This is a genomic window from Sphaerochaeta sp. UBA5849, from assembly GCA_002432715.1.
Classification (GTDB): Bacteria; Spirochaetota; Spirochaetia; order Sphaerochaetales; family Sphaerochaetaceae; genus Sphaerochaeta.
Genome location: DJGJ01000022.1, coordinates 1 through 14,035 on the forward strand (window position 1 = coordinate 1; position 14,035 = coordinate 14,035).

Here is a 14,035-nt window from a genome sequence, read left to right on the forward strand (position 1 = left end):
CTGGTGGTTATGATGATTTGGCGTCCCCAGGGAATTCTTGGAAGGGAGACCCGCCGGTATGGCAGTGCATCCGGGAAAAGCAAGGGGGGTGCACAATGATTCTCTTGGAAACTGAAGCATTGACCCGTGCTTATGGCGGTGTCATAGCTGTCAATAAAGTAGACTTTACGGTTGAAGGAGGCTTGATAACCGGTCTGATCGGTCCGAACGGGGCGGGCAAGACCACCCTGTTCAACAACATTACCGGACTCGATACTCCCTCATCGGGCAAAGTCTTCTTCAACCAGAAAAATATTACCGGCTATCCCGCCCACTCGATTTGCAGGATGGGTATTGCCAGGACCTTTCAGAACATCCGTCTCTTCAAGGAGTTGACGGTGGTGGAAAATGTGATGATCGGCAGGCATTTCAAGACCGGCAAAAGTGAGACCAAAGGGCGCTTCCTCAATGCAATCAACAGCTATATCCACCTCAAGGCCGAGGAAGAGCAAATTTACGAAAGAGCAAGTGATTGGTTGGATTTCTTTGATATGGGTTCGATGAAGAATGAGCTTGCCAAGAATCTTCCTTACGGAAGACAGCGGGAGCTGGAAATCGCCCGTGCTCTGGCAACCGATCCCAAACTGCTCTTTTTGGATGAACCGGCTGCCGGTATGAATCCCCAGGAAACGGACCATTTGATGGCCACCATCCGCAAGATCAGGGATTTGGGTGTTACCATCGTCTTGATCGAGCATGATATGAAGCTGGTGATGAACATTTGTGACACCATCACGGTTCTCAATTATGGACAGAAGCTTGCCCAGGGAACACCTCACCAGATCAAGCGCGATCCGAGCGTCATTGAAGCCTATCTTGGAAAGGAAGAAGAATGAAAGAGTTGCTAACCATTGACGACATCTGTGTCTCCTACGGAAACATCAAGGCTTTGCAGCATGTCTCCATGCATGTCAATGAAGGGGACATCGTCTGTCTGATCGGTGCCAACGGCAGTGGGAAAAGTACGCTTTTAAAAGCTATTGTCGGTCAGGAGCCTTTGGTGGGAGGTTCCATCTCTTTCGATGGCGAGGAGATTTGCAGGGCGAAGGCCGTAGTGGTAAAGGGTGAGAAACGCGGCAGGCATCTGACTACCGACCTTATTGCAGCCAAGGGGATTGCCTTGGTTCCGGAGGGCAGGCGGGTCTTTGCCGATATGACTGTTGAAGAGAATCTTGATATGGGTGCCTTCCTGGTGCGTGATGATACTCTGATTGCTGAACGCAAGGAGGCAATGTATGACTTTTTCCCGATACTCGGAGCGCGCAGACGGCAGAAAACCCGCTCGCTCAGCGGTGGTGAACAGCAGATGATGGCTATCGCCCGTGCTCTTATGAGCGGACCAAGACTCATACTGCTTGATGAACCCGGACTGGGACTGGCTCCGCTGGTCATTGCAGACATTTTTGAAAAAATCGATATGATCAACAAGCAGGACAAGGTCACGGTGTTCTTGGTTGAACAGAATGCACGCATGGCCCTGAAAGCATCCACCGAGGGGTACGTCATGGAGAATGGCAGGATTGTATTGCATGATGCATCCTCGGCATTGCTTGAGAATGAACAGGTCAGGGCGGCGTATCTGGGCGAATAATGACTGGAAATTAGCGCTCTCTTGAATTATAGTGTGAGTAGAGTAGGTAGGAGATTCAAATGATTATCGAACGAAGAATGACGCGCAATCCTGTTACGGCTACTCCGGATATGTCAATTGCCGAAGCTTCGGCCTTGATGAAACAGGAAAAGGTCCACCGCCTCCCGGTTCTCGACAAGGACAAGAAGCTGGTTGGAATCATAACCGAGAAAGACATCCTATACGCTTCTCCTTCGCCGGCCAGCAGTCTCTCCATTCATGAAATGGCCTATCTTCTCAGCAAGCTGACGGTCAAGAAGCTTATGAGCAAGAATGTGGTGACCATCAGCAAGGATACCACCGTTGAAGAAGCAGCCCGCATGATGGTCGATCAGGACTTATCGAGCCTTCCTGTTCTTGAAGGCGATAAGTTGATTGGAATCGTCACGAAAAGCGACATGTTCAAGATTCTTCTTGAGCTGTTTGGAGCCCGTCATTTCGGCGTCAGGGTCTCCTTCATCGTTGAAGACAAACCGGGAACCATTGCAAAGATCAGCCAGGCTCTCAGTGAGCAGGGCATCGACATCATCACCTTCGGTACCTTCATGGGAACCGATCCGACCAACGCAATTTGTACCATCAAGGTGCAGGGAGCCCCGATCAGCAAGGTGGTGGAGATCATCAAGCCCTTTGTATCCCAGCTGCTTGATGTGAGGGAGGTTTGAGTGCCTAAGAAGAAAAAGAAGGCCTCGGAACTAAGCAAGACGGCTGGAAACAGCCGTCTTCCTGTTGAGCCTGATGGCTATCACCCGTTTGAGGATATCAAATCTATCAAACCACAGATAATCAAGAAAGAGCAACCCAAGGTGGTAAAGAGCTCTGTCAGTGAACGCAAGGAGCCTTTGATCAAAGGCTACGACCCAAAGGCAAACTTTGGTGACATTCTCAAAAGCTGGGAAGCAACCGGAGAGCTTGACGGGGTCACCAAGCGAATGAAAAGTCACAGCAAGGTTCAGGTTGAGAAATCCTTTGCCGAGATTCTTGCCGAGTGGGAGGGTGAGAAGGTTGCAAACAAAGAGATTGAGCCGATCAAGAAAAGCGACAGCTATGTTCCAACCAAGGATTTCGGAGCTCTTTTGGATGCGTTCGAAGGAAAACAGGTTCCCAAGAAACGGAGTGTTGATACCCGTCCTGCTGAGAAAGTTGTTTCCAAAACTCCCTTGGCGCCCACCCCTGAAGTCGAGCAGGCCCTTCGGGAAAAGGATGAGCTGGACAGCGAACGTGAGAGTTCGGTGAGCTGGTCTTTTGCAGATACCTACCGCAAATGGAATGAGATTGCTGACGAAAGTGCAGCAATCCAGAAGGCCCGCAAGGAGAAGAAGGAGACCAAGGTCACAGAGCGCACCATCGGAGAGCTCAGGGCGTTGGAACCTGAGGCAACCTTGGATCTGCATGGAATGACAGTGCTTGAGGCGGAGAAGGCCACCTCTGATTTCCTGCGGGCTGCCAAGGATAAGCACCTGATCAAGGTAGCCATCATCACCGGCAAAGGCCTGCACAATGACAAGGGCTACTCCCTGCTCAAGGAAGCAGCCCTCTCCCAGATCAGGTTGAGCAAGGTGGTGCGCGAAGCGTACACACCGAAAGCCATGCATGGTGGAAGCGGAGTGGTTTGGGTTATCTTGAAAGCCGGTGAGTAGAGGGCGATGAGGGCATGAAAGAGGCCGGGTTCTTCAGGGAATCCGGCCTTCACTGGTATGATGGGATTAGCGCTCGCGATAGATGATGCGGCCCTTGGTCAGATCATACGGGGAGAGTGCAACACGCACGGTATCACCAGGAACAATCCTGATATAGTGCTTGCGCATTTTGCCCGAAAGATGGGCAAGGATAACGTGCTGGTTCTGTAGTTCCACGCGGAACATCGTATTGGGAAGCGCTTCGCGAACGACGCCTTCTACTTCAATTGCTTCTTCTTTGGCCACAAATCCTCCAAATATCTGCTTGAAAGCTAGGAAATTATATGCACTAGATGAGTGCGTGTCAACCTGACGCTACTTTACAAAGATGTCCCAGTAGCCCTTGATGAAGATAGCGAGAATGATTGCAGGCAGGATGTATTGGAAATACACGCGAAGAGCAGAGGGGAACCTAAGTCCTTCCCCACTGTCGGCTTCGGTGATGAATTTGTTCCATCCCCAGCCATATTTGTAGGTACAGTAGAGAGTAAAGATCAAGGAACCGAGAGGCAGCAATGTTGAGCTGACGATAAAATCCTCAAGGTCGAGGACTCCGGTACCGGGTCCGAACGGTTGGAAGCCTGCTAGCACGTTGAATCCGAGAACGCAGGGAATACTCAACAGGGAGATTGCAATAGCGTTGATCAAGGTCGCTTTCTTTCTGCTTGCACCCTTGGCATCGATCCAGAAGCTGATGATGTTCTCAAAGACTGCGATGAGGGTGCTCAGGGCTGCAAAACTCATAAAAAGGAAGAAAAGCGTTCCCCAGAACCGACCGCCTGCCATTTGGTTGAAGATGTTGGGCAGGGTGATGAAAATCAGCGACGGACCGGCATCGGGCTGTACTCCGAAGGCGAATGCCGCAGGGAAGATGATCAAGCCGCTGCATAGGGCGACAAATGTGTCCAGACTGATGATGCGGACGGCTTCACCGGTCAGGCGGTGTTTCTTGTCGATGTAGGAGCCGAAGATGGCAATGCTGCCGATACCCAAACTGAGGGTGAAGAATGCCTGCCCCATTGCGGCATACACAGCTTCGAAGAAGTTGCCTCCAAGTTTTGCAAAGTCAGGGATGAGATAGAATTTCAACCCCTCCGATCCTCCTTCGAGGGTGAGGCTGTTGATCGCAAGGATAAGCATCAAGGCCAAGAGGCCGATCATCATGTACTTGGTGATCTTCTCAACACCGCTTTGCAGTCCTCTGGCGACAGGCAAAAAGCCAAGGATCACTGCGATGATCATCCAAATGCCCATGGATACAGGATTTTCCAGCATCCCCCCGAAGAAAGCACCGACTCCCGCTGCATCAAGTCCGACAAAATCTCCCTTGATCATGTGGACGAAATACGAAAGCAACCAACCGGTGATGGTGGTGTAGAACATCATCAAGGTGTAATTGCCGATGATTGCAAGCTTGCCATAGAGATGCCAAGGCTTTTTTGTGGGCGTCAAGGTGTTGAGAGCCAAGCCGATGTTTTTCTTGCTCGACCTTCCGATGGCCAGTTCCATGACCATGACCGGAAGCCCGAGGATGATCAAAAACAGGATGTAAATGAGTACAAAAGCCGCTCCGCCATACCTGCCGGTGATAAAGGGAAATCTCCATACATTTCCAAGGCCTATGGCGCACCCGGCCGATAGGAGGATGAACCCTAGTCTGCTGGCCAATGTCTCACGTGCTTTTGTCTCTTTCATAACCGACTACTCTCACTTTTTTTGTGTTTGAAACTGTCTTGTAAAAAGACAATCGGAGTATTGTAGTAGGATGACAGGAAAAATTGCAACAGAAATGTGCAAAGCGGGCAAAGTCCGTTGACAGAGGAGCCAAGCAGGGGCAAGATACGAGCTAAGAACACATGCAAGAGGTGAAAAGAATGGCCAACGTAAAAGCATTGCAAGCATATTTGCAACAGCATGAACAGGTTAATGAGGCAATGGTAGCCTATACAGCAGCCTTGCAGCAAATTGCGGATGTTGACACCGCCATCGCCGCCCGCATCGTCAACGAATTGCATGATCAGAGGACTCACTTGAAGCTGATAGCAAGTGAAAACTTCTCTTCCATCGCCAGCCAGCTTGCCATGGGCAACCTCTTGACTGACAAATACAGCGAAGGCTATGCCTATCACCGCTTTTATGCAGGTTGCGACAATGTCGATGCAATCGAAGCCATCGCCTGTGACTATGCCTGCAAGCTCTTCGGAGCGGAGCATGCCTATGTGCAACCGCACAGCGGTGCTGATGCCAACCTGGTTGCCTACTGGGCCATTCTCAATGCACGGGTGCAGGTACCCACCCTTGCAGAACTGGGCGTCACCAATCCCAGTGAGATGAGCAGGGAGATGTGGAACCAGGTTCGTGAAAAGCTTGGAAACCAAAGAATCCTTGGATTGGATTATTACAGCGGCGGACATCTTACCCATGGATACCGCCAGAATGTCTCAGCACAGATGTTCGATGCCTATAGCTATTCGGTGGATCGACAAACCGGCTTGCTTGACTATGATGCAATCGAGCAGCAGGCAAAGGAAATCAAGCCGTTGATCCTTTTGGCCGGCTACAGCGCCTATCCACGCAAGATCGACTTCAAGCGGATGGCGGACATCGCTCATTCGGTTGGGGCTGTGTTCATGGTGGATATGGCCCATTTCGCCGGCTTGGTTGCAGGCAAGGTTTTTTCCGACCAGTACAATCCCGTGCTCTGGGCGGATGTGGTCACCACAACCACCCACAAGACCCTCCGAGGCCCCCGCGGCGGCATGGTTCTCTGCAAAGCTGAATTCGCGGAGAGCGTTGACAAGGGTTGCCCATTGGTAATCGGAGGACCGCTGCCGCATGTCATGGCTGCCAAAGCAGTAGCCTTCAAGGAAGCACTGGACCCATCCTTTGCAACGTACGCCCAAGCCATTGTCAAGAATTCTGAAGCTTTGGCTGCCGCGTGCCGCAGCGAAGGTATCACGGTCGCCACCGGAGGGACCGACAATCATCTGATGCTCCTGGATGTACGCTCCTTCGGCCTGAACGGTCGACAGGCGGAAACCGCCTTGCGTGAGTGTGGTGTAACCCTCAACCGCAATGCGCTTCCCTTCGATCCCAATGGACCTTGGTATACGAGCGGTCTGAGGATCGGGACTCCTGCAGTAACCACGTTGGGCATGGGCCCTGTTCATATGAAGGAGATAGCTTCGATCATCGCCCTTGTTTTGAAAAACACCAAGCCGGTGATTCTTACCAAAGGTGAAAACGCCGGGCAGCAGAGCAAAGCCAAGGCAACAACGGCCACGGCAGTGAAACAAGAGGCCCAGAGAAGGGTGCTTGCTCTCTTGGAAACATTCAAACTCTACCCAGAGCTGGATTTGGCTTTCCTTCAGAAGTACTTTCCTCTCGACAACGAGCAGAGGTGATGGTAGCATTGACGATGGTTGGAGGTTGTAAATGAGTAAGATTGTAGAGCGGCTTCGGTACAGCAAGGACCATGAGTGGGTCCGTCTTGAAGGTGAAAAGGCATATGTTGGAATTACCGACCATGCCCAGCATGAACTCGGAGAGATTGTGTTTGTAGAATTGCCTCCCCTCGGGGAGCGTTACGGGAAGGGTGAGGAAATTTCGACTGTTGAAAGCGTCAAGGCCGCCTCTGCAATCCTCAATCCGGTCGAAGGTGTAGTCTGCGAAGCAAATGAGGAACTTGATGGTTCGCCTGAACTCATCAATGAGGACTGTTATCAGCATCACCTGTATGTCCTTCATTCATTCAGCAAAGAGGATTATGACGCCTTGTTGGATGCAAAAGGCTACGAAGCGTACCTCGCTTCACTGTAAGGATCGTGTTTGCCGCCGCCGAATATGGCGGCGTTGTTCTGTCCAAGTACTCGGAGGTACCCATGGTTTACCCCTATATTCCCCATACCGATGAGGACCGAAAGCACATGCTGAAGGCCATCGGTGTTGATTCATTGGACCAACTCTTTGATGGGTTGGGAGAAGACCTTCTGCTCGCTGATTCGGTTCCCATCAGTCATGGGAGGACCGAGGATGAGGTCCAGCGGATGATAGATTCCATAGCCCAGCGCAACGTGAGGGGAATCCCGTTTCTCGGTTGCGGCTGCTATGACCACATTATTCCTGCGACGGTGAAGGCGCTCTCTTCGCTTCCTTCCTTCGTAACAGCCTATACACCGTATCAGGCTGAGATGAGCCAAGGTCTTTTGCAGGCCATCTACGAATTCCAGAGCATGGTGTGTGAAATCACCGGACTCGATGTTGCCAATGCGTCGCTGTATGATGGGGCGAATGCGGCCAGCGAGGCGGCATCGTTGATGATCGGCGCCAAGCGCAAAGCCACCACCGTTTTGGTTTCCGAAACCTTGCATCCCTTCACGCTGCAGGTGCTCAAGACATGGGCGAAGGGAACCGAGCATACCATCAAGTTGATAGCTGAGAAGGACGGGGTGGTTGATCTTTCCGGCCTTGCCTCCTTGCTGGACGACCTCTGTGCGGGTTTGATCGTGCAGAGCCCGAACCGCTACGGACTCTTGGAAGACTATACCGATGTTGCCTCCCTTCTGCACGAGAAGGGCTGTCTCTTTGCAATCTCCAACGATCCTCTTTCGCTGGCCATCCAAAAGAGCCCGGCGGAATGGGGCGCCGATATCGGAATCGGAGACACCCAATCATTGGGCCTGTCCCTGGCATTCGGCGGCCCGTCGTGCGGGTATATGGCTGTCAAGGAAGCGCTTCTCAGGAGAATCCCGGGTCGTATCGTCGGAGCTACGGTCGACGGACAGGGACGAAGAGGCTACACGCTGACACTCCAGGCACGTGAGCAGCACATCAAGCGTGAACGTGCTACAAGCAATGTCTGCTCCAACCAGGCCCTTGCGGCCTTGATGACCACGATACACTTGTCCTCCCTTGGCTGGGGCGGCATGGTTGAAGCCGCCAACCAGAGCTATGCAAAAGCCCATTACCTTGCCTATCATCTGGCACAACTGCCGGGGATCACCTTGATTTGGGACAAGCCGTTCTGGTGTGAGTTTCCCCTGGTGTTCTCCGATGCCAAGCGGATGCGCAAGTTCCTGCAGGAGCTGAGAAACGAAGGCATATTTGCAGGAGTGAGGCTTTCTGCACTAACCCGCCAGGTCAGGGATGAACTGGTCCTCTTGGTGGCCGTTACCGAAAAGCGCAGTCGAGAGGAGCTGGAGATGTATCTGGCCGCTGCACGGAGGGTGATGAAATGAGCGAACCATTGTTGATTGATTTGTCAAAGAAGGGGAGGAAGGCATATTGCTTCCCTCCGTTGGACCTTCCCCGCGGCTTCGAGCAAGCACTGCCTTCCCTGCCGCAGAATCTTGTACGCCAAAAGGACGCCCGTCTTCCCGAGGTGGCCGAGTTGGATGTGGTAAGGCATTTCACCCGTCTTTCCAATCTGGTGCATGGTGTGGACAACGGTATGTATCCACTTGGATCGTGCACGATGAAATACAATCCCAAGCTCTCCGAACATATCGCCGGCATGCACGAATTCACCCAGATCCATCCCTTGCAGGATGTTTCCACCTCGCAAGGGTGCCTTTCGGTCATGTACAACCTGTTGGAGGATCTTTCCTCGATTACGGGAATGAGCTGGGGAACCCTTCAGCCGTGTGCGGGGGCTCATGGCGAGTATACCGGCCTGAAGATGATTCGCTCTTACTTAGTCAAGAAAGGGCAGAGCCAACGCACCAAGGTGCTTATTCCCATCAGTGCCCATGGTACCAATCCGGCAAGTGCGGCTGTCAACGGCTTTGATGTGGTGCCGATTGCAAGTGATGGCGAGGGCATGGTCGATCTTGAGGATTTGGCTTCCAAACTCGATGAAAGCACGGCAGCCTTGATGCTGACCAATCCCAATACCTTGGGGTTGTTTGAGAAGAACATCCTGAAGATATCGGAAATGGTCCACGCAAGCGGAGCCTTGTTGTACTATGATGGGGCGAACCTGAATGCAATCATGGGTATGGCCACCCCGGGAGAGATGGGTTTTGATGTAATTCATCTCAATTTGCACAAGACCTTTTCCACTCCGCATGGAGGTGGCGGGCCGGGCAGCGGACCGGTGATGTGTAGTGATGCTCTGCGCCCGTTTTTGCCGAAACCAGATATCGAATTGACCGACAGCGGGTATGTCTATCGTTGGGATGAAGAGGATTCGATCGGCAAGGTCAGCCTGTTCTGGGGAAACTTCCTGGTACTTCTGAGAGCGTATGTGTATATCCTCAGGATGGGCAGCGAAGGCATCAGGGCGGCTGCCAGGCATGCAGTGCTCAATGCCAATTATGTGGCGGCCCGGCTTGAGCCGGCTTTTCCGATTCCCTATGGGAAACGGTGCATGCATGAGTTCGTACTCAGCTGTGCGCATCTGAAAGAACAGTACGGGGTCTCGGCCCAGGACGTGGCAAAAGCCTTGATTGATGAGGGCTATCATCCGCCTACGATGTACTTCCCTTCGCTGGTAAGCGAAGCCTTGATGATCGAACCGACGGAGAGCGAGAGTCTGGAGACCTTGGACGCATTTGTCGATACCCTGCTGGCGATTGCAGAGCGTGCAAAGACGGACCCTGAAAGCCTCAAGACAGCCCCCCATACCACCGTTGTGGGAAGACTCGACGAGGTGAGGGCTGTCAAGCAGCCTGATCTTCGATATTGATCGGCCTTCACTTTTTACTTTGCAGACTCTTCATTCGTGGAGTATCCTTTAGGTATGAAGAGACTACTGATTCAAAACGGACTGCTTGTTGATACAGAATGGACCAGGCATGCAGACATCTTGGTGGAAGATTCGAAAATAGTGCGTATCGCTGCATCGATTGAAGCTTCGGAGGTTCCTGAGGGAACTGAGATCATACACGCCGAAGGCTTGTGTGTGTTGCCGGGAATCATCGATGCCCATACCCATTTCCACTTGGTAAGCCGGGGTACGGTTACCGCCGACTCCTTCGTAGAAGGCAGCCGTTGTGCAGCCTACGGAGGGGTGACGTGCGTCATTGATTTCGCTGATGACGACAAGAAGGGGAATCTTGCCTCCTGTGCACAAGAGCGCATCAGTGCCATGCAGGCGCAAATGGCGGTAGACTTTTCCCTGCATCAAGGCCTTTACTCCTATCGTGAGGGGCTTGAGGAAGAGCTTGCAGGCTTGAAAAAGACCGGGGTGAAAGTAATCAAGATGTTTACCACCTACCGCAATGTAGGGTACCTGGTGGAAAAACGTGAGGAACTGAAGGCGATTTTCTCCCTGTGCAAGAAGCTTGACCTTTTGGTGAGTGTCCATTGTGAAGACGATGCAACCATTCAAAAGGTTGAAGCGGAGTACACTGGAGACTACAATCCACCCGCCCACGCCCTGCTTAGACCCAGCGAAGCGGAAGCCCGTGGCATTGACACGGTAGGCAGAGTTGCCTTGGAGCTGGATATGCCTTTGTATGTGGTGCACCTCTCCAGCAAGGCGGGACTGCAGAAGGTCCGCGAACTCAGGGCGAAAGGATTGAGGGTGATTGTGGAGACCACCCCCCACTATCTGTTCCTGAATAAATCAAAGCTTGAAGGACCTGATGGGGCCCTGTATGTCATGACTCCCCCCCTGAGAGGCGTTGAGGACAATGAGGCCCTGCAGGAAGCGGTGCTCAATGGTGAAATACAGATTATTGCCACCGACCACTGCTCATTCACTGTACAGCAGAAAATGGCAAGTGATGATTGCCGAACCATCCTGCCCGGCATCCCTGGAACCGAAGAGCTGCTGAGTCTTGTCTACTCCTTTGCTGCCAACAGTGGAAGAATCGGGGTGCAACAGGTGGTGAATCTTCTTTCGACCGCTGTCGCGAAGGCATTCGGTCTCTATCCTCGCAAGGGTGCGATCAGGGTGGGCAGTGATGCCGACTTGGTTCTGTTCGATTCCGATCATGCATGGACGATCAGCAAGGAGACCACCCATTCAGAGAGCAAGTACACGCCCTATGAGGGCATGCAGGTAATAGGAAAACCCCTGATGACCTATCTGCGCGGCCGCCTGGTGATGGGCGATGGGATGTATCTAGGGATTCCAGGCAACGGAACCTTCGTCCCCCAGCGTGAAGTAGGGCGAGGGAAAACCATCATGCATTGATGGATTGCACCATGAGCGGCAGCCAAGCAGGCTGCCGTATTTTTCTCTGCCTTTCTTGTCACAATCAGTTGTTTTCACTACACTAACGGCGAGGTATAGCCATGATCAGAGGAATACTATTTGATATGGATGGGGTTCTCATCGACTCGGAACCGGTAATCCTGCAAGCTGCAATCGCGTATCTGGCAGATATCGGGGTTACGGCACGGCCAGAGGACTTCATCCCTTTCATTGGTACGGGTGATAAGCGGTATCTGTGCGGTGTCGGTGAGAAGTACGGGGTATCAATCGACTTTGAGCAAGCCAAGCACTCCTTGTTCGACTACTACCGCCGGTTTGCCAACGACCGTGGGCCCATGCCCGGCGTCCATCGGTTCATCGCCAATGCCCGCAAGGCAGGACTCAAGCTGGCCCTCGCCACCAGTGCACTGCGCATGAAGGCTGCGATCAACCTCCAGGCGATCGGATTGGGATTTGAGGATTTCGATACGGTTGTAACCGGTGACTTGGTGAAGAGGACCAAGCCCAATCCCGACATCTATCAGCTTTCGGCCCTTTCGATGGGTCTAGCTACCGATGAGTGCCTGGTTGTAGAGGATGCCCTCAACGGCGTACAAGCCGGTAAGGCTGCAGGCTGCTCGGTGTGCGCACTGCAATCATCATTCACCGTCTCTGAACTGGCTGAAGCCGGAGCGGATTATATCCTCACAAGTCTTGATGCCTTCGAGGATTTCTCAACCATCGGGCAGTTCAATGCCCTCTTGGATTCTTATCACGGCAATGACGAACGCACTGTATATGGTGCAAACAAGATTTTGGAAGCCGGACAGGCAATGATGGGAGAGAAAGCGTTGTTGGAGTTCTGCATCGAGCAAGCAGCCAAGGCCCGCAAGAATGCCTACGCCCCGTATTCCCACTATAAGGTGGGAGCTGCGGTTGTCAGTGCCAAGACAAACCGTGTCTACAGCGGCTGCAATGTTGAGAACTCCAGTTATGGTGCGACCATCTGTGCCGAACGCAATGCCATCCTCAATGCCGTAGCCAATGAGGGGGTCGTCGGCATCAAGTTGTTGGTGGTGGTGAGTCAGGATGCTCCTCCTGCCCCTCCCTGCGCCCAGTGTCTGCAGGTGCTTGCAGAATTCTCAAAGCCGGAAACCGAAATCCATCTTGTCGATGTACACTGTGCCGAGGGAAGGGAAGGCGCTCATAGCATATACACCTTTTCCGAACTGCTCCCTCATCCCTTTATTTTCCCGAGCATGAGGTCATGATGAAACGACTGTGTCTTTTATTCCTTCTTGTACTGTTTCTATTCTTCACCCTAGGTTGTTCATCCACCAGTCATATGTTGAGTCCCAAGGTGCTTGATGATACGTTGCCGCTGGAGGAGAAACTGCTCTCCTTCAACATCCCCAAGGTCCAGGTCACCTATCCCACCGTCTATTATGACGGACTTGAATGGCGCGACCGCCTCATTGAGTTGATCGAGGGGGCCGAGGACTATCTGATAACCTCGGCGTTCCTTGCATCCAGTTCCGAGGAGCTGGAAGGCCTGTATGCCGCCTTGGTTCGTAAAGCAGAAAGCGGGGTACGGGTCTACTTTGTAGTGGACGGTACCGGCCCGTTTGACATGACCGAGACCCGCTTCCACCTGATACCCCTTAAGTTCCTCCGCGACAGCGGGGTGCACCTCTTGGAGTACAGTCCCATGTCGGCTGCACGCCTGGTAAGCGGAATCAACCTACTGTACCGGGACCATCGAAAGTTCCTGATCATTGACGGCAAGCATTTGGCGGTCGGCGGAATGAATCTGAATTATATCTCCATCGGAGCCTCCGAAGAGGACCTGCAACGTGACAGCATGTATGAATTTTACTCACCCTCACTTGCTGCAACCATGCTCGATCACTTTGTTCCCTGGTGGAACGAGCAAAGTTGGGAAACCATCAATCGGGAGGACTTTCCCGTTGACTGGCAGGCAGCCGATGGTCTGAAAACCTACGATGCCTTCTATGTGGACCAACATCCGAAGTCGGATAAGCTGAGCCTGCTTTTCGGCTCACTGCTCAACGAAGCCGAGCATGAGATAAAGGTGCTGCCCTTCCTGCCGTTCATGGACAAGCATATGATGGAGGCTTTTCGGAGGGCTCAGGAGAGGGGAGTGGATGTTACAATTATTGTTCCTTTCGATAAACGGGTGGGTAACCGGAAAGGAATCGAGTTTATGGCACAAGACCTGTTGACCATGGGCATCAATCTGAGAATAGAAAAAGAGAGCGATGCGAGTCAGAGGCTTCTGCATGAGAAGCTGATGATCGTCGATGACCGATATGTGGTGATAGGATCTACGAATATCAACTACCGCTCCTTCAATCTGGCGTATGAAACGGCACTGGTCATCGACAGCCCCGAGTTGGCCAAACAGGTTGAAGCTCACTTTGACTCACTGTATGAGAATACCATGCCCATCACCGAGGAGATGGCAGAGAAATGGCAAAAGTTTTCGAGCTATCCACGCTTCGTCTTCGGGTTTATTGGAGGTTGAGC

At 52.4% G+C, this 14,035-nt stretch carries 13 protein-coding genes; 11 read left to right on the forward strand and 2 right to left on the reverse strand.

Going from position 1 to position 14,035, the window contains the following annotated elements:
- The first annotated feature begins 95 nt into the window (after window positions 1-95).
- Genes B3K89_RS03425 through B3K89_RS03440 form a run of 4 tightly spaced genes read left to right on the forward strand, consistent with a single transcriptional unit; the run spans window position 96 to window position 3,309 of the window.
- Window positions 96-875, forward strand: coding sequence for an ABC transporter ATP-binding protein (locus B3K89_RS03425; protein ID WP_293894681.1), 780 nt, complete (start codon window positions 96-98; stop codon window positions 873-875).
- Window positions 872-1,630, forward strand: coding sequence for an ABC transporter ATP-binding protein (locus tag B3K89_RS03430; protein WP_293894679.1), 759 nt, complete (start codon window positions 872-874; stop codon window positions 1,628-1,630). Before B3K89_RS03425 ends, B3K89_RS03430 begins: the two co-directional genes overlap by 4 nt.
- Before the next feature lie 59 nt (window positions 1,631-1,689).
- Window positions 1,690-2,334 (forward strand): CBS domain-containing protein, encoded by a 645-nt coding sequence (locus B3K89_RS03435; RefSeq protein WP_293894676.1) that lies wholly within the window; start codon window positions 1,690-1,692, stop codon window positions 2,332-2,334.
- Window positions 2,335-3,309, forward strand: coding sequence for a Smr/MutS family protein (locus B3K89_RS03440; RefSeq protein ID WP_293908930.1), 975 nt, complete (start codon window positions 2,335-2,337; stop codon window positions 3,307-3,309). It abuts the gene before it with no gap.
- 66 nt (window positions 3,310-3,375) lie between these two features.
- Here the strand turns inward: B3K89_RS03440 and infA are convergent, their stop codons facing one another.
- Together infA and B3K89_RS03450 are read right to left on the reverse strand one after the other, a co-directional pair.
- On the reverse strand, window positions 3,376-3,594 hold the full coding sequence (infA, locus tag B3K89_RS03445) for a translation initiation factor IF-1 (RefSeq protein ID WP_013607767.1): 219 nt from the start codon (window positions 3,592-3,594) through the stop codon (window positions 3,376-3,378).
- 69 nt (window positions 3,595-3,663) lie between these two features.
- Window positions 3,664-5,043 (reverse strand): sodium-dependent transporter, encoded by a 1,380-nt coding sequence (locus tag B3K89_RS03450; protein ID WP_293894662.1) that lies wholly within the window; start codon window positions 5,041-5,043, stop codon window positions 3,664-3,666.
- Between the two features lie 179 nt (window positions 5,044-5,222).
- Between B3K89_RS03450 and B3K89_RS03455 the strand changes: the two genes are divergently transcribed.
- From B3K89_RS03455 to B3K89_RS03485, 7 genes are all read left to right on the forward strand, one after another.
- On the forward strand, window positions 5,223-6,752 hold the full coding sequence (locus B3K89_RS03455) for a glycine hydroxymethyltransferase (RefSeq protein ID WP_293894660.1): 1,530 nt from the start codon (window positions 5,223-5,225) through the stop codon (window positions 6,750-6,752).
- 31 nt (window positions 6,753-6,783) lie between these two features.
- A complete protein-coding gene (gene gcvH / locus B3K89_RS03460; RefSeq protein ID WP_293894657.1) occupies window positions 6,784-7,167 on the forward strand; it encodes a glycine cleavage system protein GcvH in 384 nt (127 codons plus the stop codon).
- Between the two features lie 62 nt (window positions 7,168-7,229).
- Window positions 7,230-8,585 (forward strand): aminomethyl-transferring glycine dehydrogenase subunit GcvPA, encoded by a 1,356-nt coding sequence (gene gcvPA, locus B3K89_RS03465; RefSeq protein ID WP_293894654.1) that lies wholly within the window; start codon window positions 7,230-7,232, stop codon window positions 8,583-8,585.
- Window positions 8,582-10,033 (forward strand): aminomethyl-transferring glycine dehydrogenase subunit GcvPB, encoded by a 1,452-nt coding sequence (gcvPB, locus tag B3K89_RS03470; protein ID WP_293894651.1) that lies wholly within the window; start codon window positions 8,582-8,584, stop codon window positions 10,031-10,033. Before gcvPA ends, gcvPB begins: the two co-directional genes overlap by 4 nt.
- Before the next feature lie 54 nt (window positions 10,034-10,087).
- Entirely contained in the window at window positions 10,088-11,488 is a 1,401-nt protein-coding gene (gene hydA, locus B3K89_RS03475) for a dihydropyrimidinase (RefSeq protein ID WP_293894648.1), read from the forward strand.
- Between the two features lie 101 nt (window positions 11,489-11,589).
- Window positions 11,590-12,759, forward strand: a complete 1,170-nt coding sequence (gene cdd / locus B3K89_RS03480) for a cytidine deaminase (RefSeq protein ID WP_293894645.1) — start codon at window positions 11,590-11,592, stop codon at window positions 12,757-12,759.
- Window positions 12,759-14,033, forward strand: coding sequence for a phospholipase D-like domain-containing protein (locus B3K89_RS03485; RefSeq protein ID WP_293894642.1), 1,275 nt, complete (start codon window positions 12,759-12,761; stop codon window positions 14,031-14,033). Before cdd ends, B3K89_RS03485 begins: the two co-directional genes overlap by 1 nt.
- The last annotated feature ends 2 nt before the right edge of the window (window positions 14,034-14,035 follow it).